The sequence below is a fragment of the Hahella sp. CR1 genome (assembly GCF_029813005.1).
Lineage (GTDB): Bacteria > Pseudomonadota > Gammaproteobacteria > Pseudomonadales > Oleiphilaceae > Hahella.
In genome coordinates, this window is record NZ_JAPELK010000002.1 from 22,182 (window position 1) to 40,572 (window position 18,391).

General features: G+C 54.6%; 16 protein-coding genes. 7 read left to right on the plus strand and 9 right to left on the minus strand.

Translation table 11 applies throughout. The annotated features are described in order from the left end of the window. Positions 1–2: 2 nt before the first annotated feature. The 4 genes from ONV78_RS05690 to ONV78_RS05705 all read left to right on the plus strand — a co-directional run bounded on the left by ONV78_RS05690 (position 3) and on the right by ONV78_RS05705 (position 5,005). Positions 3–1,034, plus strand: coding sequence for an ABC transporter permease (locus ONV78_RS05690; RefSeq protein WP_216735874.1), 1,032 nt, complete (start codon positions 3–5; stop codon positions 1,032–1,034). Between the two features lie 13 nt (positions 1,035–1,047). Further along, positions 1,048–2,637, plus strand: coding sequence for an ABC transporter ATP-binding protein (locus ONV78_RS05695; RefSeq protein ID WP_279501799.1), 1,590 nt, complete (start codon positions 1,048–1,050; stop codon positions 2,635–2,637). 257 nt (positions 2,638–2,894) lie between these two features. Next, the gene (locus ONV78_RS05700) at positions 2,895–3,677 is read left to right on the plus strand and encodes an enoyl-ACP reductase (RefSeq protein ID WP_279501801.1); all 783 of its coding nucleotides are present in this window, start codon (positions 2,895–2,897) and stop codon (positions 3,675–3,677) included. A gap of 257 nt (positions 3,678–3,934) precedes the next feature. Next, entirely contained in the window at positions 3,935–5,005 is a 1,071-nt protein-coding gene (locus ONV78_RS05705) for an alpha/beta hydrolase (protein ID WP_279501802.1), read from the plus strand. Between the two features lie 71 nt (positions 5,006–5,076). Here ONV78_RS05705 and ONV78_RS05710 read toward each other — a convergent pair whose 3' ends face one another. Together ONV78_RS05710 and ONV78_RS05715 are read right to left on the minus strand one after the other, a co-directional pair. Beyond that, positions 5,077–5,496 carry a PilZ domain-containing protein gene (locus tag ONV78_RS05710; RefSeq protein WP_216735871.1) on the minus strand — a complete coding sequence of 140 codons (420 nt, stop codon included), beginning with the start codon at positions 5,494–5,496 and terminating at the stop codon, positions 5,077–5,079. A 3-nt stretch (positions 5,497–5,499) separates the two neighbouring features. Beyond that, complete coding sequence (locus ONV78_RS05715) at positions 5,500–7,305, minus strand: DUF1631 family protein (protein ID WP_279501804.1); 1,806 nt, start codon at positions 7,303–7,305, stop codon at positions 5,500–5,502. 757 nt (positions 7,306–8,062) lie between these two features. Between ONV78_RS05715 and ONV78_RS05720 the strand changes: the two genes are divergently transcribed. Beyond that, complete coding sequence (locus tag ONV78_RS05720) at positions 8,063–9,133, plus strand: 3-deoxy-7-phosphoheptulonate synthase (protein WP_216735870.1); 1,071 nt, start codon at positions 8,063–8,065, stop codon at positions 9,131–9,133. A 97-nt stretch (positions 9,134–9,230) separates the two neighbouring features. On the opposite strand, the gene ONV78_RS05725 is transcribed toward ONV78_RS05720, so the two are convergent. Continuing rightward, positions 9,231–10,094 carry a universal stress protein gene (locus ONV78_RS05725; protein WP_279501805.1) on the minus strand — a complete coding sequence of 288 codons (864 nt, stop codon included), beginning with the start codon at positions 10,092–10,094 and terminating at the stop codon, positions 9,231–9,233. Further along, positions 10,094–11,584: a SulP family inorganic anion transporter gene (locus ONV78_RS05730; protein WP_279502451.1), complete on the minus strand. Its 1,491-nt coding sequence runs from the start codon at positions 11,582–11,584 to the stop codon at positions 10,094–10,096. Before ONV78_RS05730 ends, ONV78_RS05725 begins: the two co-directional genes overlap by 1 nt. A 321-nt stretch (positions 11,585–11,905) precedes the next feature. On the opposite strand from ONV78_RS05730, the gene ONV78_RS05735 reads away from it, so the two are divergent. Both ONV78_RS05735 and ONV78_RS05740 read left to right on the plus strand, forming a co-directional pair. Then, positions 11,906–13,681: an ABC transporter substrate-binding protein gene (locus tag ONV78_RS05735; protein ID WP_279501807.1), complete on the plus strand. Its 1,776-nt coding sequence runs from the start codon at positions 11,906–11,908 to the stop codon at positions 13,679–13,681. A 260-nt stretch (positions 13,682–13,941) separates the two neighbouring features. Then, entirely contained in the window at positions 13,942–14,136 is a 195-nt protein-coding gene (locus ONV78_RS05740; RefSeq protein ID WP_279501809.1) for a DUF6316 family protein, read from the plus strand. A 155-nt stretch (positions 14,137–14,291) separates the two neighbouring features. Here the strand turns inward: ONV78_RS05740 and ONV78_RS05745 are convergent, their stop codons facing one another. The 5 genes from ONV78_RS05745 to ONV78_RS05765 all read right to left on the minus strand — a co-directional run bounded on the left by ONV78_RS05745 (position 14,292) and on the right by ONV78_RS05765 (position 18,372). Then, a complete protein-coding gene (locus ONV78_RS05745) occupies positions 14,292–14,837 on the minus strand; it encodes a type II secretion system protein GspG (RefSeq protein WP_279501811.1) in 546 nt (181 codons plus the stop codon). Between the two features lie 61 nt (positions 14,838–14,898). Next, complete coding sequence (gene yegD, locus ONV78_RS05750; protein WP_279501813.1) at positions 14,899–16,278, minus strand: molecular chaperone; 1,380 nt, start codon at positions 16,276–16,278, stop codon at positions 14,899–14,901. A 265-nt stretch (positions 16,279–16,543) separates the two neighbouring features. Beyond that, positions 16,544–16,897 (minus strand): hypothetical protein, encoded by a 354-nt coding sequence (locus ONV78_RS05755; RefSeq protein ID WP_216735865.1) that lies wholly within the window; start codon positions 16,895–16,897, stop codon positions 16,544–16,546. Between the two features lie 38 nt (positions 16,898–16,935). Continuing rightward, positions 16,936–17,274, minus strand: coding sequence for a hypothetical protein (locus ONV78_RS05760; protein WP_279501815.1), 339 nt, complete (start codon positions 17,272–17,274; stop codon positions 16,936–16,938). Between the two features lie 81 nt (positions 17,275–17,355). Then, positions 17,356–18,372, minus strand: a complete 1,017-nt coding sequence (locus ONV78_RS05765; protein ID WP_279501816.1) for an NAD(P)-dependent oxidoreductase — start codon at positions 18,370–18,372, stop codon at positions 17,356–17,358. Between the last annotated feature and the right edge of the window lie 19 nt (positions 18,373–18,391).

Genomic DNA, 18,391 nt, shown 5'->3' on the forward strand with positions numbered 1-18,391 from the left:
TAATGGCGTCATTCAAGCTCAGCAATAAAAGTGCGCGGCGCTGGCAAGCATTCAAATCTCATCGAATGGGCTTTTACTCACTTTGGCTCTTTCTGTTCATATTCCTATTCTGTCTATTCGCAGAGCTTGTCGCGAATGACAAACCCATCCTCGTAAAGTATGACGACAGCTATTACCTCCCAATTTGGAACACCTATCTGGAAACAGAGTTCGGTGGAGAATTCGAGTTCGAAGCGGACTATAAAGACCCATATGTCGCAAAGCTGATTGACGATAAAGGGTGGATGATTTGGCCGCTGGTTCCATACAGCTATAAAACAATCATCTATGATCTGGATTCTCCCGCTCCAAGCGCTCCTAGCACAAAAAACTTGTTAGGAACCGATGATCAGGGGCGAGATGTATTAGCCCGGGTGATTTATGGATTCAGAATATCTGTCTTATTTGGTTTTAGCCTAACCATTATCTCCGCCATCATTGGAGTAATCGCGGGGGCGATGCAAGGATATTACGGCGGCAAGATAGACTTGTTTTTCCAACGCTTTATCGAAATCTGGGCGAGTATGCCAACGCTGTTTCTCCTGATTATTCTGGCCAGCATCATTGAGCCTACTTTCTGGGTATTGCTCGGTTTCATTCTTCTCTTCACATGGATGGGGTTCGTTGGCGCGGTACGAGCAGAATTTTTACGTGGCAGGAACTTTGAGTACGTCACCGCAGCAAGAGCAATGGGCATGGGCGACAGGAGAATCATGTTCAAACATATCTTACCTAACGCAATGGTGGCCACGCTGACATTTATGCCGTTCATACTATCAGGCTCGGTGGAAACGCTCACTACGCTCGACTTCCTGGGTTTCGGCCTTCCAGCCGGCTCTCCCTCTTTAGGCGAGTTATTGGCTCAGGGCAAAGCTAATTTACAGGCCCCCTGGCTGGGCATCACGGCCTTCGTTGTTCTCGCGCTACTTATGGGCTTATTGGTCTTTATTGGAGAGGCTGTCAGAGACGCCCTTGACCCACGCACCAGCTACTAACTGAGAGAGTCTCATGGATACAATTTTAAGCATGCAAGACCTGACTCTTAGCTTTGCCCAGGGAGGCAAAGAAAATCAGGTGGTCCATGGCGTCAGCTTTGATATCAAGGCGGGACAGACTGTGGCGCTAGTGGGCGAAAGCGGTTCCGGCAAGTCCGTTAGCTCATTGTCGATACTCAAGCTCCTGAACTCCCCTCCTCTCAAATTCAAAAGCGGCAAGATTCTCTGGCAAGGAGAAGACCTGATCAGTGCGCCGGAATCTCGGATGCGACAAGTGCGCGGCCATGAGATAAGCGTGATCTTTCAAGAGCCGCTGACCTCTCTCAACCCACTGCATAAGATTCATCGGCAGATTTCGGAAACCATTGAAAGACACCAGGGATTGACCAAAAAGCAGTGCATGGAGCTGGCGCTGGATTGGCTCAATAAAGTCGGCATCCGCAATCCGGAACAAAAACTCAATGCGTATCCGCATCAGCTTTCTGGCGGGGAAAGACAGCGCGTAATGATCGCCATGGCGCTGGTCAACAAGCCCAAATTATTGATCGCCGATGAACCAACTACGGCGCTGGACGTTACCATACAGGCGCAAATTCTGGATTTGATCCGTGAGCTGCAGACAGAGATGAATATGTCCGTCCTGTTTATTACTCACGACCTGCACATTGTGAGGAAGCTTTCTGACTATGTTGTTGTCATGGAAAAAGGCAATGTTGTCGAACAGGGAGAAACTCAGGCGCTATTCTCCAATCCTTCTCACCCTTATACGAAAAAGCTGATTGAGGCGGAGCCTCATGGAACCCCGCCCCAAATCGCAACAGATAAGATGCCCATCCTGGAAGTAAAAGAACTGAAATGCTGGTTCCCGATTAAAAAAGGCGTCTTCCAGCGCACGGTGGACCACATCAAAGCCGTGAACAATATCAGCCTGAGCATATTGCCCGGAGAATCCGTCGGACTGGTAGGCGAAAGCGGCTCGGGCAAGTCCACGCTGGGGCGCAGTATCTTGCGCCTGGAAAACAGCGAAGGCGTCATCAACTACGACGGCCAGCGCATAGACCTGCTGGACAGCAAATCCCTGAAGCCGCTTCGTCGGGAGATCCAGGTTATTTTCCAGGACCCTTTCGGCTCTCTCAGCCCAAGGTTGACCATCGAGGAGATTATCAGCGAGGGGTTGGAAATCCATAAAATCGGCGACGCCGCCAGCCGCGAGCAAAGTGTGATTGAGGCGATGCGGGAAGTGGAGCTTGATCCGGAATGGCGTTATCGCTACCCCAATGAGTTTTCCGGCGGACAGCGACAACGTATCGCCATCGCCCGCGCGCTGGTGCTAAAACCCAAGCTGCTGATTCTCGACGAACCCACCTCTTCTCTGGACCGCACCATCCAGCAGCAGGTCATCGAGCTGTTGCAGCGACTGCAGAAAGAGCATCATCTCAGTTACTTGTTCATCAGCCATGATCTGCGAGTCGTGAAAGCGCTTTGCCACCGTATCGTGGTCATGCAGGGCGGTGAGCTGGTGGAGGCTGGCGACTGCGACGCCATTTACGCCAATCCGACGCAGCCCTACACACGCAAATTATTGGAAACTGCTTTTTATTAATACAAAGCGGCTACATCTCATACCAGCGCGCCCTCCCTCGTCCCGTTAAATGCTCCCGGGGCGTTGCGGGACGGGCCACGGCGCGCCTTTTTCTGTCATACTAAAGACTCATAGAAGCGTCGCCGTGATTAGTAAGAAAATATTTAATGTTTCAGCCGACAATAAGTTTTGGATGTTAGCTTAAGTAAATACAATCATCGGCCGTTTATTCATAAACAGCTTGAAGGTCTCTCTGAAGATAACTACAGGATAGAAAAATGGGATTACTAAGCGGAAAAAAAGCACTGATCGTCGGTGTTGCAAGTAAATTATCCATCGCCAAAGGTATTGCTGACGCTTTCCATCGGGAAGGCGCTGAAATCGCCCTGACCTACCAAAACGATAAGCTCAAGGGCCGGGTGGAAGGTTTCGCCGCGGAATACGACTCCAAGCTGACATTTCCCTGCGACGTAAGCAGCGACGCTGAAATCGAACAACTGTTCAAAGACCTCGGCCAGCATTGGGACGGCGTGGACATTCTGGTGCACTCCGTCGGTTTCGCGCCAGGCCACGAGCTTGACGGCAACTACGTGGACGCCACCACTCGCGAAGGCTTCCGCATCGCCCACGACATCAGCTCCTACAGCTTCGTCGCGCTGGCGAAAGGCGCCCGCGAAATGATGAAAGGCCGCAACGGCAGCCTGCTGACGCTGACCTATCTGGGCGCAGAACGCGTTATCCCCAACTACAACGTAATGGGTCTGGCCAAAGCCAGCCTGGAAGCCAACACCCGTTACATGGCGTGCAGCCTGGGGCCGGAAGGCACTCGCGTCAACGCGATTTCCGCAGGTCCCATCCGCACTCTGGCGGCGTCCGGCATTAAGGACTTCCGTAAGATGCTGCAGGAAAACGAGAAGCAGACCCCGCTGCGTCGCAACGTGACCATTGAAGAAGTGGGCAACGCCGCGCTGTTCCTGTGCTCTGATCTGGCTAGCGGCGTGACCGGTGAAATCATGTACGTGGACGGCGGCTTCAACATTACCGCCAGAGGCGGCGAATAAGTTATCGCTGCTGACTGCAATACCGGGGAGCCGGATCATGCCGGCTCCTTATTTAAACGTCTCGCCGTTTCTTAACCTCTCTTCGTCAACTTTCTCCAAGACCCTTATCCCACAGGCGCGTATTGGTTTTCAGCACCACGTCACTGTATGAGTCCGACATTAGGGTTAATGTAACCTTTTGTTATCTAGGGACATAACGCTCCCACCGCGCAACGCATATAAAAACAAAATCCACACCAGGAGTATTTCAGCCGCATATGAACAGGAAGCTCTTACTGTCGTTCTGCCTTCTATTCGTCGTCGGGCTCAGTGGCTGCGCCGGCCTCAAGCCATCACTCAAAGCCAGTCCCACTCTCGCCAACGCCCTGGGCGTCGCAGACATTCCCCTGAAAGAGTTAAAGAAGCAATACGCGGATAAAGACTCCCGCTTCATGGAAGTGGATGACCTGCAGATTCACTATCGCGACGTCGGCGATGGTCCGACCATTGTGTTGCTGCACGGCATCATGTCGTCGTTACATACTTGGGAAGGATGGATTGAGGAGTTGCGCAAGAACTACCGCGTCATCGCTCTGGACCTTCCCGGTTACGGCCTGACCGGAGGGCCGGAAGACGCCGATGACTTCGATGAAGATTACGTTTACATCCGTTTCAGCAAGTTCATCAGACAACTGGAGCTAACCCGATTCAGTCTGGCGGGCAACTCCTTTGGCGGCTATCTTTCCGCCCGCTATGCCGCGGAGCATCCAGAACAGGTGGAGAAACTCATTCTGATTGACCCGGTAGGCTACCCGCAGGAACACACGCCAGGAGTATTCGATCTGGCCACCATGCCGGTGGTGGGAACGCTGGCCAACTACGTGCAACCGCCGATATTGGTGACGCGCAATGTGGAGCAGGTTTATGGCGATCCCAAGCGCATCAGCCAGGACAATCTCTATCGCTACGTACACATGTCCCAGCGCCCCGGCGCCAGGAAGATTTACGTGCGCACTATGCGCATTATGAAAGAAGCCGCGGCGGAGCAACGCAACCTTCCCTTCGCGGACATTCGCTCGCCGACACTATTGATGTGGGGAGAAGCGGATCATTGGGTTCCCATAAAACTGGCGGAGCGCTGGCGCGGGGACGTCAGAAACATCAAGTTCATCAGCTATCCCGGGGTAGGACACGTGCCCATGGAGGAGATCGCCTACCAGACTGTGCAGGACGCTATCGTATTCCTGTCAGACCTGCAGCAGGCGCCGACACACAGCGAGCCTTCCATTGAAGAGCTGGAATCCATTCTGCAAGGCGACGGCGGCTTCGAACCGATGGAGGGCATCTGACGCCTTCTGCGCATCGCCCTCTCCCGGCGACCACGCCATAATCATTCCGTCACCCCGAGGATTACAAATCCTCAGTGGGTGACGTGATCCGCGTGGTCGGCGTCCTCATCGGAAAACATGGCTGACACCGCCAGTTTCCACTCGACGATGGAGGTCTCTTCGGACTCGAACAACGCCAATCCGGTCATATATCCATAAGTTCCTGGCAGGCGTTTGCGCCACTTCACTTCGGCGGTAAGATGAAACTTGTCGCCGGTTTTCTCCCGCAGGATGCATATCTGCAAGATGGCCCCGACTCGCAGCGCCTCCGGAATACGCACTTGCAGCCCGTTGGCGGAGATATCCACCGTCTCGGTCGCCCGCACCGCCGGATTGAGATCGTCGCTTTCCACCGCGCCAGGGGTCATGATCTCCACATAAATCACTTCATTGTGCGGCAGACGCGGCTCCGTGCGCTGGTTATCGTCCAGGGGATTTTCTTTCACCGACATACGTCACCTCTTCGCAATGCCTATTCTGCCCAAGGCGCGGGACAACCTTTCTTCCATTTCCACACCCGCTCCCAACACTTCAAAAAGCCCGTCGAGAATGTGGTCCACAACCTCATCACGTTTCATTTCTGTTATTTTCATCCCGAAATCATCTACAAATATCAGCTTGTCCGTGGCGTTCAAACGTACGCCCAGCTTACAGCGCACAGGTTCGCCTCCCTTCTGCAACTGCACCCAGCCACCCACTTTGAGGCCGTCTATCGCATTACGCGCCTGCTGACGTCTCTCCAGGGCTTTTCTTTCCTGCTCTTCCAACTCCCGCCGAAGCAACTCCTGCTCCGCCTCAAGGCGTTCCTGCTCCAGCTTTCTGGCGGCTTCTTCCCGCGCAGCGATGATCGCCTTGGCTTCAGCTTCCGCTTTTTCCTGCGCCGCCTTACGCAGCGCCTTTTCCTTCGCCAGCAAACTTTGCTGACGCAAACGCTGCGCCCGATCCCAGACAATATACTCCCTGGCCAGCTCATAAAACACTTGCTGAATGCGCGTCGAACCATCGAACGCCTGCAGACACCCTTCATTCTTGTCTTTGATCAAATCCTCTATGGGCTCCATCGACGTTTTTCTGCCGTTATAGTCGCCCCAAACCACCACTTTCTGTCCCGGCAGATAGACCAGAAACTTGCACACTTTTTCGAACCGGTTGAACCAGCCCCCGCGCAATTCCGTGAGCGCCAGTTCGTCAATCTGCAACTGATCTCTGACCTCATCCAGTTCCGTGGGAGCCGGCGTGAACATCACCCGCTCCACATCCTGACCTTTGACGATGCTCATCAGGATATCTTCGAGCCAGGCCAGGGTCTGCTCCGCATCGTTGGGGTTATGGCTCAGGCTCACCAGATGTTTCTCCAGCTCTTCTACGATCAATCCCGCGAAGGTGTATAACTTCTGCTGGCTGGCGGCCGTGTGATCGCCGCGAAACGTGAACACAATGCGATCGCACAGCTTACGCATGATCGAATAGTGTTTGCTGCTTTCGCCTTCCTGCAACAGCACCAGACGCATGGAGTCGAGCCAGGACCCTTTCATGAACTGCACCACCACTTCCGGCAGCTCTACCCCCTCCGCTGACTGATTCACCGCCATCGCGGCCTTCTGGTGGATATACCATGCATTATCGAGCCCCAATTCAGTTTCAATCAGGCGCTTTTCCAATTGATGACGGCGCTGACTTTCCCGCTGCCACTCCGCCATCAAGGCGTCGTATGCGCGACGCTGCTCGTCGGAGCTGAGACAGTTGTCGTCATCCAGCAGATGCGTCAAGGCTGAGAGGGACTTCATTACAAAGGGCGGCGGCTGGCCTCCGCCCTCTTCCCATCCCATGAACAGCTTTTCCACCAACGCCAGCAGGCGCGCCACCGGGTGCTCTTCGTTGATGACGAATTCCGGTTGATCCAGCAGCAAGGCGGCGAATATGTATTTACGGCGCAGCAGCGTCTTCTTTACGAATGGGTCCAGGGGGCTGGCGCTTTCCCAGCGCTCCGCCGCGCGGTCGATGAAAGTAAGGCAGTTGACCAGCGTTCTGTCCAATCCGCCAAGTTCTTTACTGAGCGCCAGCACCACGCCCTTGAGGTTTTCCTGCTTCTCCCGGCTGACGCTGGCCAGCTTGTCCGCCACCTCATGGCGCTCTCTGTCGATTTGCGGCGGCGCGGCGGTGTCGCCAAGAAAAGAAAAGATTTCTTTCGTCTCTGGAAGCTCCAGTCTGACCAAGGCCGCGGAAAGGGCTTCTACTGTAACTTCAGCTTGCTCCATCATGTACCTTTTGCACGCAACCCATCTTATCAAGACAGCCGCATCAGCGAGATCCGGGCCGAAGCGGTCCGGTGTTAGAGGGGAATAAAAACGCGAGGTTAAAAATGTCCGGACGACTCTAAAAGTATAGTCGGATTTGTCGCGGACGAGTCGCGCCTGACAGATATTTCATGCGCGTCGCCTATAACCGCCAATTCTGTACAGACCGCTCTTATGACCAATCAATATGACCCCACAAACGTAATACTGTTATGCTTTAAAGCAGAGTCCCGCAAGACCGAACAGCAGTGAATAACAAGGAGGACTCGATGTATAACCTTTGCGAAGATCGCCGCCGCAGAGAGCGTCGCAACCAACCGGGATCGAACGCGCCCAGGATCAAAAACCTTGAGCGTCGCAGCACTGACCGGCGCAGGGATAGACGTCCATTGGACGAATTCCCCTATTTGCCCCAGTGTTGCCTATAGTCGGCTAACGCCGACCCTACCGGAGACGGAAAATTCCGTCTCCGGGTTCCCATTCTGCGGTTAAACCGCCCGCAAACTCCCACTGCGCGCTGAATTTCCTCGATTCATCTATAGGCTAACGCCGGCAAGCTTGCTATTCTTCTTGTCCTGCCCGGGCCCGGCCGCGCCGCGGGGTTCGCCGGCGGGATCAAATCAAACCAGCGCCATCGGGGACCTGACGAACTCTTTTTCCCACAAGCGAAGTTCGCCTGACGCCTGGAGTGCTGACACGGGAAATCAAGTAGGGATCAAGCATGTCCTTAAATCAGATTGAAAACGTAAATGTAAACAGTCAGGAGATTCTCATTACTCCTGACCAGCTTAAGAGCGACATCCCTCTGTCCGAACAAGCGGGTCAAACCGTAATCGAGGGTCGCGAAACCATCCGCAATATTCTTGATCGCAAGGATCACCGTCTGTTCGTAGTGGTCGGGCCCTGCTCGATTCACGACGTGGCGGCCGCCAAAGAGTATGCGCAGAAACTTAAAACGTTATCGGACGAATTAAAGGACACTCTCTATCTGGTTATGCGCGTGTATTTCGAAAAACCGCGCACCACCATCGGTTGGAAAGGATTGATCAACGACCCCAACCTGGATGATTCCTTCGAAATCGAGAAAGGCCTGCACCTGGGACGGCAACTGCTGGTGGAGCTGGCGGAAATGGGCCTGCCTACCGCGACGGAAGCGCTGGACCCGATTTCTCCGCAATACCTGCAGGACACCATCTCCTGGTCCGCCATCGGCGCCAGAACCACTGAGTCTCAGACTCACCGTGAGATGAGCAGCGGCCTGTCCATGCCCATCGGCTTCAAGAACGGCACCGACGGCAGCCTCACTGTGGCGGTTAACGCCATGAGCTCCGTCTCGCATCCGCATTCCTTCCTGGGCATCAACCGGGAAGGACAAGTCGCCATCATCCGCACCAAAGGCAACGCTTATGGTCACGTGGTGCTGCGCGGCGGCGGCGGTAAGCCGAACTACGACTCCGTCAGCGTCGCACTGTGCGAGAAGGAACTTCAGAAAGCCAAACTGCGCGAAGCCATCATGGTGGATTGCAGCCACGCCAACTCCAACAAGGACGCGTCACTGCAGCCGCTGGTCATGCAGGACATCACTCATCAGATCATGGAAGGCAACAAGTCTATCGTGGGCGTGATGGTGGAAAGCAATATCCATTTCGGCAATCAGCCAATCCCCGCCGATCTGGCGGATCTGCAATATGGCGTCTCCATCACCGACGCCTGTATCGACTGGGCCACCACAGAAAAGGCCTTGCGCGACATGCACGACAAGCTGAAAGACGTTTTACCAAAGCGTATCTAGACGGCGGGTCAGAAAGTTCGCGTCCGCCGCACAGGCGGACGCCTTCCCTCTTTCTTAAATCATCCTGTTCAAACTATCCCTGTTTCTACAGGAAATCCTAGCGCAGCAATAACAATGGCTTTTGCGTCATTGTCAGCATCTTGGCGGTGAAGCTGCCGAGCAGCAGTTCACGCAGACGGGTATGGCTGTAGGCGCCCATAACAGTTAGATCGATATCGTGCTGACGCTGGTAGTCGCATAATTCCTGCTCCACTGCGCCAGTCAGCTTGGCCGTGACGACATCAACGCCGGCGTTCCGCAAACGTTGCGCCGCCTGCTCCAGCACCTGCTCATTGGCCTTGCCGTCGCGACTGACATGCACGACATGGCAACTTAGGTCTTTGTATAGCGGGCTTTCCGCCACCATATTCAGCGCCTTGCCAGCGGCTTCGCTGCCGTCATAGGCCAGCATGATGCGCTGAGGCGCGCTGAATTCGCCATTCACCACCAACACTGGACGATGCAAGGAGCGAATAATGGTTTCCAGATGCGCGCCAACGCGGCCCGCCTGATTCTCATGCTCTTCGCCGCGAATGCCCATCACCAGCACCCCGATATCGTCCTCCAGCTCAATCAGCGCCTCGGTGAGACCGCCGTGACGCTGGTTGACGATAGGATCGCTGACGCCAGCGGCGATCACTCTTTCTTTCGCCGCCTCCAGCATCAGTTTGCCTTCCTGCAACAAAATCTTGCTGCGACGCTGCTCCAGATCGGTCAGCTCCGCCAGGAGTTTCTCTCTGCTGCCCAGACCAATGCTGCCAGTCAGATCCGACACGGCGGGCGCTTCGCGATGTTCGATGTTGTGCAACAGCTTCAAGGACGCGCCGACACGCTGCGCAATCCAGGCGGCGTAATCGCAAACGGCGCGACTGAAGTTAGAGCCGTCGATACAGGCCAACACCGTCTTGTTATTGTTATCCATTAATGACCTCCCATGATTTTCTCGATCTCTTCGGGCTTATCGTGCACGCCGAAGCGGTCAACAATTGTCTCGCTGGCCTCGTTCAGGCCGATCAACTCGACATCCGCCCCTTCCCGGCGGAACTTTATCACTACTTTATCCAACGCAGAAACGGCGGAGATATCCCAGAAGTGCGCGCGATGCAGGTCGATGACCACTTTATCCACGGCTTCCTTGAAATCAAAGTTGGCGACAAATTTGTCGGATGAATTAAAAAACACCTGCCCCACCACCCGATAAGTGCGTTGGGCGCCATCTTCACTCAGGGCGGATTCGACATACATGAAGTGGCTGACTTTATTGGCGAAGAACAACGCCGCCAGCAAAACACCGAGAAAAACGCCGTAAGCGAGGTTATGAGTCGCGATAACCATGGCAACGGTAGAAATCATCACGATATTAGTGGAGAGCGGATGCTTCTTCAGATTAATGATGGAGTCCCAGCTGAAAGTACCGATAGACACCATGATCATGACCGCCACCAAGGCCGCCATGGGAATACGCGACAACCAAGGCCCCAGGAAAGCGATCATCACCAGCAGAAAAAAGCCCGCTACGAAAGTGGATAGCCTGCCGCGACCACCGGATTTAACGTTTATCACCGACTGACCGATCATGGCGCACCCAGCCATGCCGCCAAACAGCCCTGCGACGATATTGGCGATGCCCTGCCCCTTACACTCACGGTTTCTTTCGCTCTTTGTGTCGGTCAGGTCGTCAACGATGGTCGCTGTCATCAAAGATTCCAATAATCCCACCACCGCCATGGGTGCGGAAAACGGGAAAATGATCGCCAGCGTTTCAAAGTTCAAGGGTACGTCGGGGAACAGAAAGATTGGCAGCGTATCCGGCAATTTGCCCATATCGCCTACCGTACGGATATCCAGATCAAATAGCACCGCCACCGCGGTCATGGACAGAATGCAGACCAATGGCGACGGCAGGCTCTTACCAATCACCGGCACATGGGGGAACAGATAAATGATGACCAGTCCCGCCCCGGTCATGGCGTATACGTGCCAGGTGACGTTGGTCAGCTCCGGCAATTGCGATACGAAAATAAGAATCGCCAGCGCATTGACGAAGCCTGTCACCACCGAGCGTGAGACAAAGCTCATCAACTGCCCGAGTTTCAGATACCCGGCCAGTATCTGCAATACGCCGGTCAGCAAGGTGGCTGCAAGCAGGTACTGCAGGCCATGAACTTTCACCAGATCCACCATCAGCAACGCCATCGCGCCGGTGGCGGCGGAGATCATACCGGGTCTGCCGCCGACGATAGCGATAGTCATGGCGATACAGAAAGACGCGTACAGCCCTACTTTGGGGTCAACGCCAGCGATGATGGAAAACGCAATCGCTTCAGGAATCAGCGCCAGCGCAACCACCAGTCCGGCCAGCAGGTCGGCTCGCACATTTCCCAGCCAGTCATGTTTTTTTGAAAGTAACAACATATTTGTTCCACGAACGATCAGAAGCGGAGCGGCCTTCACCAGTATGGCGGGGCCGATAAAAAAGGGGCGTTGGATTATACACACTGCGCACAAAAACGCCATTTTTCCAATTTTTTCGTTTTGGAAAATTCATTCATCGCATCCACTTAGCTTATTCACATACGAATAATTACAAATAATTCAGCGACAGCCATTTAAATTACGGCATTTTGTGTATAAATTTTATCCATTGCAATTGGCGTCACATTTCGAATGCCGACTGTATCGCTTTCCTTTCTCAAATAAAAACGAACAAATACGAAGACAGGTTGAGTAGTTATGATCACAATAAAAAACACTTTCAGCGTCTCTATGCTTTCTCTCACTCTTGCCGCGGCGCTGCATGCCGCAGACGCAGCCGCCGGCCCCTACGCCGACAGACTGACGCCGCAAAAACGCGCGCAGGTGGAAAAATGGGTGGATAGCGAGTTCAAAGACTCCTCCATCAGCCGAGATCAGCAAATCGAAGAGCTGGCCTGGTTTATCCACACCGCCGCGCCTTATCAGGGACTCGAACTGAACGTACTGTCGGAAACCATTAAAACCCACGAATATGAATCCCAAGTGTTGGCGAAGGCGTTCAACGAACTGACCGGGATTAAGATCAACCATGAATTGCAGCCGGAAGGCACAGTCATTGACCGCCTTTGGGTGCAGTTCATTGGCGACCAACACCGTTATGACGCCTTCATCAGCGACTCCGACCTGATCGGCAATCACTCCCGCTCCGGGCGCATTCTGGCTCTGAGCGATTTCATGCAAGGGGAAGGCAAAGACGTCACCTTACCCACTCTGGACATCAACGACTTTATCGGCGTCAGCTTCGTGACCGGACTCGACGGCAAGATCTATCAGCTTCCCGATCAACAGTTCGCCAACCTTTACTGGTTTCGCTACGACTGGTTCCAACGCCCGGACCTGAAGAAGAAGTTCAAAGAAATTTACGGTTACGAACTCGGGGTGCCGATCAACTGGTCCGCCTATGAGGACATCGCCGACTTCTTCACTAATAAGGTCAAACACATCGATGGCGAGCGGGTTTACGGACACATGGATTACGGCAAGCGCGATCCGTCTTTGGGCTGGCGTTTCACCGACGCCTGGTTTTCCATGGCCGGCGCGGGGGACCCGGGGCTGCCCAACGGCAAGCCCGTAGATGAATGGGGCATCCGCATCGAAGGTTGCCACCCGGTGGGCTCCAGCATGGATCGCGGCGGCGCCACCAACAGCCCCGCCGCCGTGTACTCACTGGAGAAATATATCGACTGGCTGAAGAAATATGCGCCGCCGGAAGCTATCAAAATGGACTTCAGCGAAGCTGGCTCCGTTCCCGCGCAGGGCCACATCGCCCAGCAGATTTTCTGGTACACCGCCTTCACCTCAGACATGACCAAGCCCGGTCTGCCAGTGGTGAACAGCGACGGCACGCCAAAATGGCGCATGGCGCCCTCGCCTCACGGAGCCTATTGGCAGGAAGGGATGAAGCTGGGTTATCAGGACGCCGGTTCCTGGACCATTCCCAAAAACATGAGCCCAACCCGACAAAAAGCGGTCTGGCTGTATGCGCAGTTCACCGTCGCTAAAACCGTATCCCTGAAGAAAACCCTGGTGGGCCTGACGCCGATTCGCGAATCCGACCTGAGATCCGCCGCCATGCAAAAAGCCGCCCCCAAACTGGGCGGACTGGTGGAATTCTACTTGAGTCCCGCCCGCAAAGCCTGGACGCCCACCGGCGTCAACGTCCCGGACTATCCCAAGCTATCGCGCTACTGGTGGCCGACGCTGGCGGACGCCATCACTGGCAAGAAAACCCCGCAGCAGGCGCTGGACACTTTGGCGGAAAGGCAAGATCGGGCGATGGCGGTCATTCAGAGAAACATGGAATTGCAGTCCTGCGCGCCTAAAATCGCGGACGCCAGTGAGGTCAAGGGCGCAGACTACTGGCTGCGCCAACCCGGCGCGCCCAAGCCCAAACTATCCAATGAAAAACCCAAGGGCGTTACGGCGTCTTACGACGAGCTGTTGAAAGCCTGGAAGAACGGCCGCGTACGCTGATATCGCCAGGAACACAAGGTATTACGACGCACGATGCGCCGGTCGGAGACTGGGAGTTCAAAGAAGTCACTCTAGTTAATCGACCGGCGCCCTGTCTAAGTCCCAAAATGACTCCGCCCCTAGGGAATACCCTAGTCAAAATGAGGGGTATTCGCTGAAAGTCTTAGAAGGGCGAGGCATTTCGCTCTTTTGTAACAAAGTGTAAATGTGTATAATTTTTCGCCTTTCCGGTTCTAACAGCAGTTTCTTATGGAGTAGACATGAACCAATTGACACGCACCGACGACGCGCTTCAGCGTCCCAGCTACGATCGCTCAGATCGTTTTTATATCGAAAACGGCGAGTGGTTCTACCTGACCCGCGAACAAATTCCCATCGGCCCCTACGCTTCGCAGCAAGAAGCGGAAGACGGACTCAACGCTTATATCGACTACATGCAGGTAGAAGCGGAATAAAAAAGGGAATGCAAGGATGACGAACTATCACAGGAAGATAGCCCAAAATGAACCAAGCGCCCGCCAATCTTAGCAGCGCGACTCTAGGTAAAAAGCGGGTGTTTGGAAATTTCTCCCCCGTAAATTGAACATTGTTGAAATAACTTCCCCCCCCTCTACTCTCTCTCAACCCCTCTCGCCTGACGCCGACGTCGTATAAAGATCGCCAACCACGCCAATCCAGACAAACAGGTAATAGGAAGCAAGACCATACCGGCATGAATCGCTGCATTTTGGGCACGCTCACAGAGACTTGGACAAGGGTCGAAAATACCGCAGGGATAGGCCTTATCCCAGTTCACGATATCGTCGCCCTCGCCTTTTTCATCGACGCCATTTGGGCCAATCGAGTACAGCGTCATTTCCATCCCATGCCAGGGCTCAGGAGAGTACTGATACTCTTGTCCCCATGCGTCAATTGGGATTTTGGCGAGATAACCGTTCTTCAACGCCTGCAATCCTTGCTCTCTTGAAGGCAGTGCGTTGTGGTCGAGCTGATACAGACGCAGCGCGCTTTGCAAAGACGTCAACAGGATGCGATCGTCATGCTGGCTGCACTCAATCGCGCCTGGACAGGTACGCAATGTAATCAGAGCGGCCATCAACGCGAGCAACCAAAACCCAAACAATCCTAACGTTAGTTTCTTGATCACTCGCTCCATTTTATTTCCTTACTTTGCGGCCTTTATCCGTAACTTCATCCGTACCTTTATCTGCAGCCTGTTATCGGTAGATTTTAGCGGCCCATTGGGTCAGCCCCGCCGCGACGCTACCGAAGAAGTCGCCGTCCACGACGGGAATTTCGCCCAGCTCCTGCTCAAGCGCGGCGCGGATAACCGGGGATTTGCCGCTGCCGCCGGTGAGGTATACCAGATCCGGACGGCATTGCGCCAGTTTCAGCGCCTCGTGCACGATGTCGATAATCCGGTTGAGCGGATTTTGAATCGCTTCGCCCAGCATCGCGCGGTCCAAAGGCTGGCTTAGGCCTTTTTCGATGTAGTCGAGATTCACCTCATGGGCGTCGGCGTCTGACAGCTCGATCTTGGCCTGCTCTCCGCTGCGCACCAACTGATAGCTCTTGCGGCCTTCCTGCAGCAGCAACAGACGGTTCAATAACTCCGGGCGTTTGGCGTCGCGGCATAGCTGCGCGATGTCATCGCGGGTTTGCCAGGCGCTGAATTCCGCCTGGGTGCGCACATTGTTGATTTCGATGGCGCTCCAGAACGGCTGCGTGGGCATGGTGAGACCGGATTTTTTATCGGTTCCCAGACCAAACAACGGCATCAGGCCTTTGTAGGTAAGGTAGATATCCAGATCATTTCCGCCGGTGCGCTGACCGCAGTGCGCCAGAAAGTCATCGCTGCGATTGTCGTTATTGCGGTGCGACGGCCCCATTCTCACCATGGAGCAGTCGGTGGTGCCGCCGCCGATATCGACGACCAGCAGCACTTGGTCCTGCTGCATGCGACTTTCAAAGTTAACGCCCGCAGCAAGAGGCTCATACATGAACTCAAAGTCTTTGAATCCCGCCCGCTGCGCTGCGGAGGTCATGATTTCCATGGCCTGCCGGTTCGCCGCGTCGCTATCCGCTCCTTGATAATTCACCGGACGACCAATCACCGCTTGCGACAGCTCCGCTCCCGCGTTCGCCTCCGCCTGGGACTTCGCCCATATCATCATGGCGGTGACCACGTCTTCAATAAAGTCGAGTTGCGGCCGACTCAGGCCGCCAGAGCCCAGGAAAGATTTGGGAGACTTGATATAAAAGCCTTCATCCGGCGCTTCGATGTGCAGATCCACCGCCTGCCGACCGACGCACAACACTTGTTCGTCGGAGCCGATGCTCAGCTCACGGCGGGCGCGTTGCGCCTGTCCGGCTGCGTTGGGTCGGGAGGCGAGATAGGATTCACGGGCGTCCGGATCAGCAATGCGCCCGGCGACATATTCACATACCAGACTGCGATCCAGAGCATAAAGATTGGAAGGCAGCAACACCGAGTCCCGATCCAGGCCCAGCAACTTCACCTCCGATGACGCCTCTTCTCCGCGACGAATCACGCCCAGCGCGCAATTGGAGGTCCCATAATCAAAACCGGCGAACATAACTGGCCCCTTTTTGGAAAAAAGCCGGCGATTATAACGATGCGGATCGGGGTGTTCTAGTTTAAATAGAGATAGATTCGGACGACGAGACAACGTCGCCTGCCTGATTAGCGGGTAAACACGCACAGCAAAACGGGCGCACTTGAACAAATGCGCCCGTTTCGTCGCCCCTTACTTTTACTTACGTTACTCAGTAAGGGCTTGTATCTTTGGTCGCTGTTGAAGACGGATTTTGAACAGCGCGTCTTGCCGTCTTACTTTTGCATCACTCAGACTTCACCACAACGAGCTCTTCCTCCAGGTCAGCCAGAAATTCGGAGGAAATACCGGTGGTGATGGTGGTGTTGCTGGCCTGAGCAAGGGTGACGGATTCTTCGATATCCGCGCCGATTTCACTTTCCAGACCATAATCGCCGGAGCCCCATTTCACGCACTTCCACAACTCCATGGGGGCCATGTAGTCTTCCCGCAGATGCTCTTTGAACAGCTCAATCGCTTCCATCATCTCTCTGGCGGGAACGGCGCTGACGCCGACCATGTAATCGGAGCCGTCCATATTGATGGACGAACGGGGGCTGAGTGAGGACTTGTGATAAATCAACCAGATGTCTTTATTCATAATGAATCCTTTCCGTCTTTTTTATTTTAAGCATGGTGTTACGCAATAAAGTCACGCGCCCTGAAAGGCGTTGAGTTTGTTAAGTATTCATCCAGTGCGTCGATGGTTTGAAAACCCATCGTTGTCGACTCCTTTTCTTCCCCCTTAAGGGTCGCCCTGAATTCCCCATCATAGTAAAGAACCGCCTGCATGCGCTCGCCATCGGAAATGATGGTCGAGCTGGCTTGGCCACCTTCCTTCAGCGTCGCTTCCAGCGCGCTCAAGTTGCGCTGATGGCGCTCCGCAGCATTGCGAGCGCTGATTTCGCCGGGCAGGTTCAGAACAATATAGACCAGCCATAAGACAGAATTGTTGATGAAGGACAAAAGAGATTCCATTATGCGATCCATTTCCCATATCCACGGCGCGGCAGCAGGCTGCGCACAACTTACCGATAGGTCCGCAATTTAAACAGACTCTCAGGTCTCCAACAAATTATGCATAGGCGCCAGGGTTTTCTGGCGGCATATTTCTTCAATTTGTTCGTCAATGGAGCGTCGCCAGTCGATCTGCGGCTGATAGCCCAGCACAGCGGTGGCGCGGCTGTTATCCGCCCCGGTTTCTTCCAGCAAGTGAATCAGGCTGCGGGTAACCAATGGGTCAAAGGGCATCAAGGGATCAATCAGCTCCATCAGTTCGCCCACGCCATAGGCGACGGGAAACGGCACGCTGTAACAGGGTTTAGGAATCTGATGCCGGTCGGCGATGTATTCGATCACCTCACGCACGCTGGGCGGGCCGGAACCGACAATATTGAAGGCGGCGAAGTTTTCTCCCGGCGTCCATTGCGCCGCCAGAGAAAACGCCTGACCGATATCGCGACCATCGATCAGGGGCAAACTGGTTTTGCCGCCGCGAATCCAGGGAATCAGCCGTGTTTTCAGACGTGGCAGCAATATCGGCAGAAAACCGACGCGATAACGTCGCCCGACATAAATCCCCATGCGCAGGTTAATCACCTTAAACCAGTCGCGAGCGTATCCGCGCAGGATATTTTCGATGCGCACCAGATTACACAGGTGCGGCCAATAAGGAGGCTCGACGCCGGGACTATAGGGGTCGGAGGAACGCTCCGGCGCGGCGGCGGAAGCAGTGCTGGTGTTGATGAAGACTTTTACGCTCGCCTGCCGCGCCGCCTCGATCAATCCGAGGGTCGGCTGAAAATACAGGCGTTGCGAACTTTCGCGATGACCATACAGAGACGTCCAGGCCGCTGCGTGAATCACCACATCCACGCCCCGGCACACATCCTTGATGTAATTGGCGTCGCGCAAATCGCCTTCGCGCACTTCGCAACAGACTTCCGCAGGCAGTGCGCCGGGATGACGACAGGCGGCGATAGGCCGGATTCCTGGGACTCGACTCAGCGCTTCCAGAATATGGCTCCCGGCGAACCCCGTCGCGCCAGTCACCAGAACTTTCCTGACTTTAAACACCCCGCCGCTCCTCTCCGTC

What these genes read in the sequence shown, in the direction of transcription:
- ONV78_RS05690 (WP_216735874.1), top strand. Translation starts at nt 3, where the DNA reads ATGGCGTCATTCAAGCTCAGCAATAAAAGTGCGCGGCGCTGGCAAGCA.
- ONV78_RS05695 (WP_279501799.1), top strand. Translation starts at nt 1,048, where the DNA reads ATGGATACAATTTTAAGCATGCAAGACCTGACTCTTAGCTTTGCCCAG.
- ONV78_RS05700 (WP_279501801.1), top strand. Translation starts at nt 2,895, where the DNA reads ATGGGATTACTAAGCGGAAAAAAAGCACTGATCGTCGGTGTTGCAAGT.
- ONV78_RS05705 (WP_279501802.1), top strand. Translation starts at nt 3,935, where the DNA reads ATGAACAGGAAGCTCTTACTGTCGTTCTGCCTTCTATTCGTCGTCGGG.
- ONV78_RS05710 (WP_216735871.1), bottom strand. Translation starts at nt 5,496, where the DNA reads ATGTCGGTGAAAGAAAATCCCCTGGACGATAACCAGCGCACGGAGCCG.
- ONV78_RS05715 (WP_279501804.1), bottom strand. Translation starts at nt 7,305, where the DNA reads ATGATGGAGCAAGCTGAAGTTACAGTAGAAGCCCTTTCCGCGGCCTTG.
- ONV78_RS05720 (WP_216735870.1), top strand. Translation starts at nt 8,063, where the DNA reads ATGTCCTTAAATCAGATTGAAAACGTAAATGTAAACAGTCAGGAGATT.
- ONV78_RS05725 (WP_279501805.1), bottom strand. Translation starts at nt 10,094, where the DNA reads ATGGATAACAATAACAAGACGGTGTTGGCCTGTATCGACGGCTCTAAC.
- ONV78_RS05735 (WP_279501807.1), top strand. Translation starts at nt 11,906, where the DNA reads ATGATCACAATAAAAAACACTTTCAGCGTCTCTATGCTTTCTCTCACT.
- ONV78_RS05740 (WP_279501809.1), top strand. Translation starts at nt 13,942, where the DNA reads ATGAACCAATTGACACGCACCGACGACGCGCTTCAGCGTCCCAGCTAC.
- ONV78_RS05745 (WP_279501811.1), bottom strand. Translation starts at nt 14,837, where the DNA reads ATGGAGCGAGTGATCAAGAAACTAACGTTAGGATTGTTTGGGTTTTGG.
- yegD (WP_279501813.1), bottom strand. Translation starts at nt 16,278, where the DNA reads ATGTTCGCCGGTTTTGATTATGGGACCTCCAATTGCGCGCTGGGCGTG.
- ONV78_RS05755 (WP_216735865.1), bottom strand. Translation starts at nt 16,897, where the DNA reads ATGAATAAAGACATCTGGTTGATTTATCACAAGTCCTCACTCAGCCCC.
- ONV78_RS05760 (WP_279501815.1), bottom strand. Translation starts at nt 17,274, where the DNA reads ATGGAATCTCTTTTGTCCTTCATCAACAATTCTGTCTTATGGCTGGTC.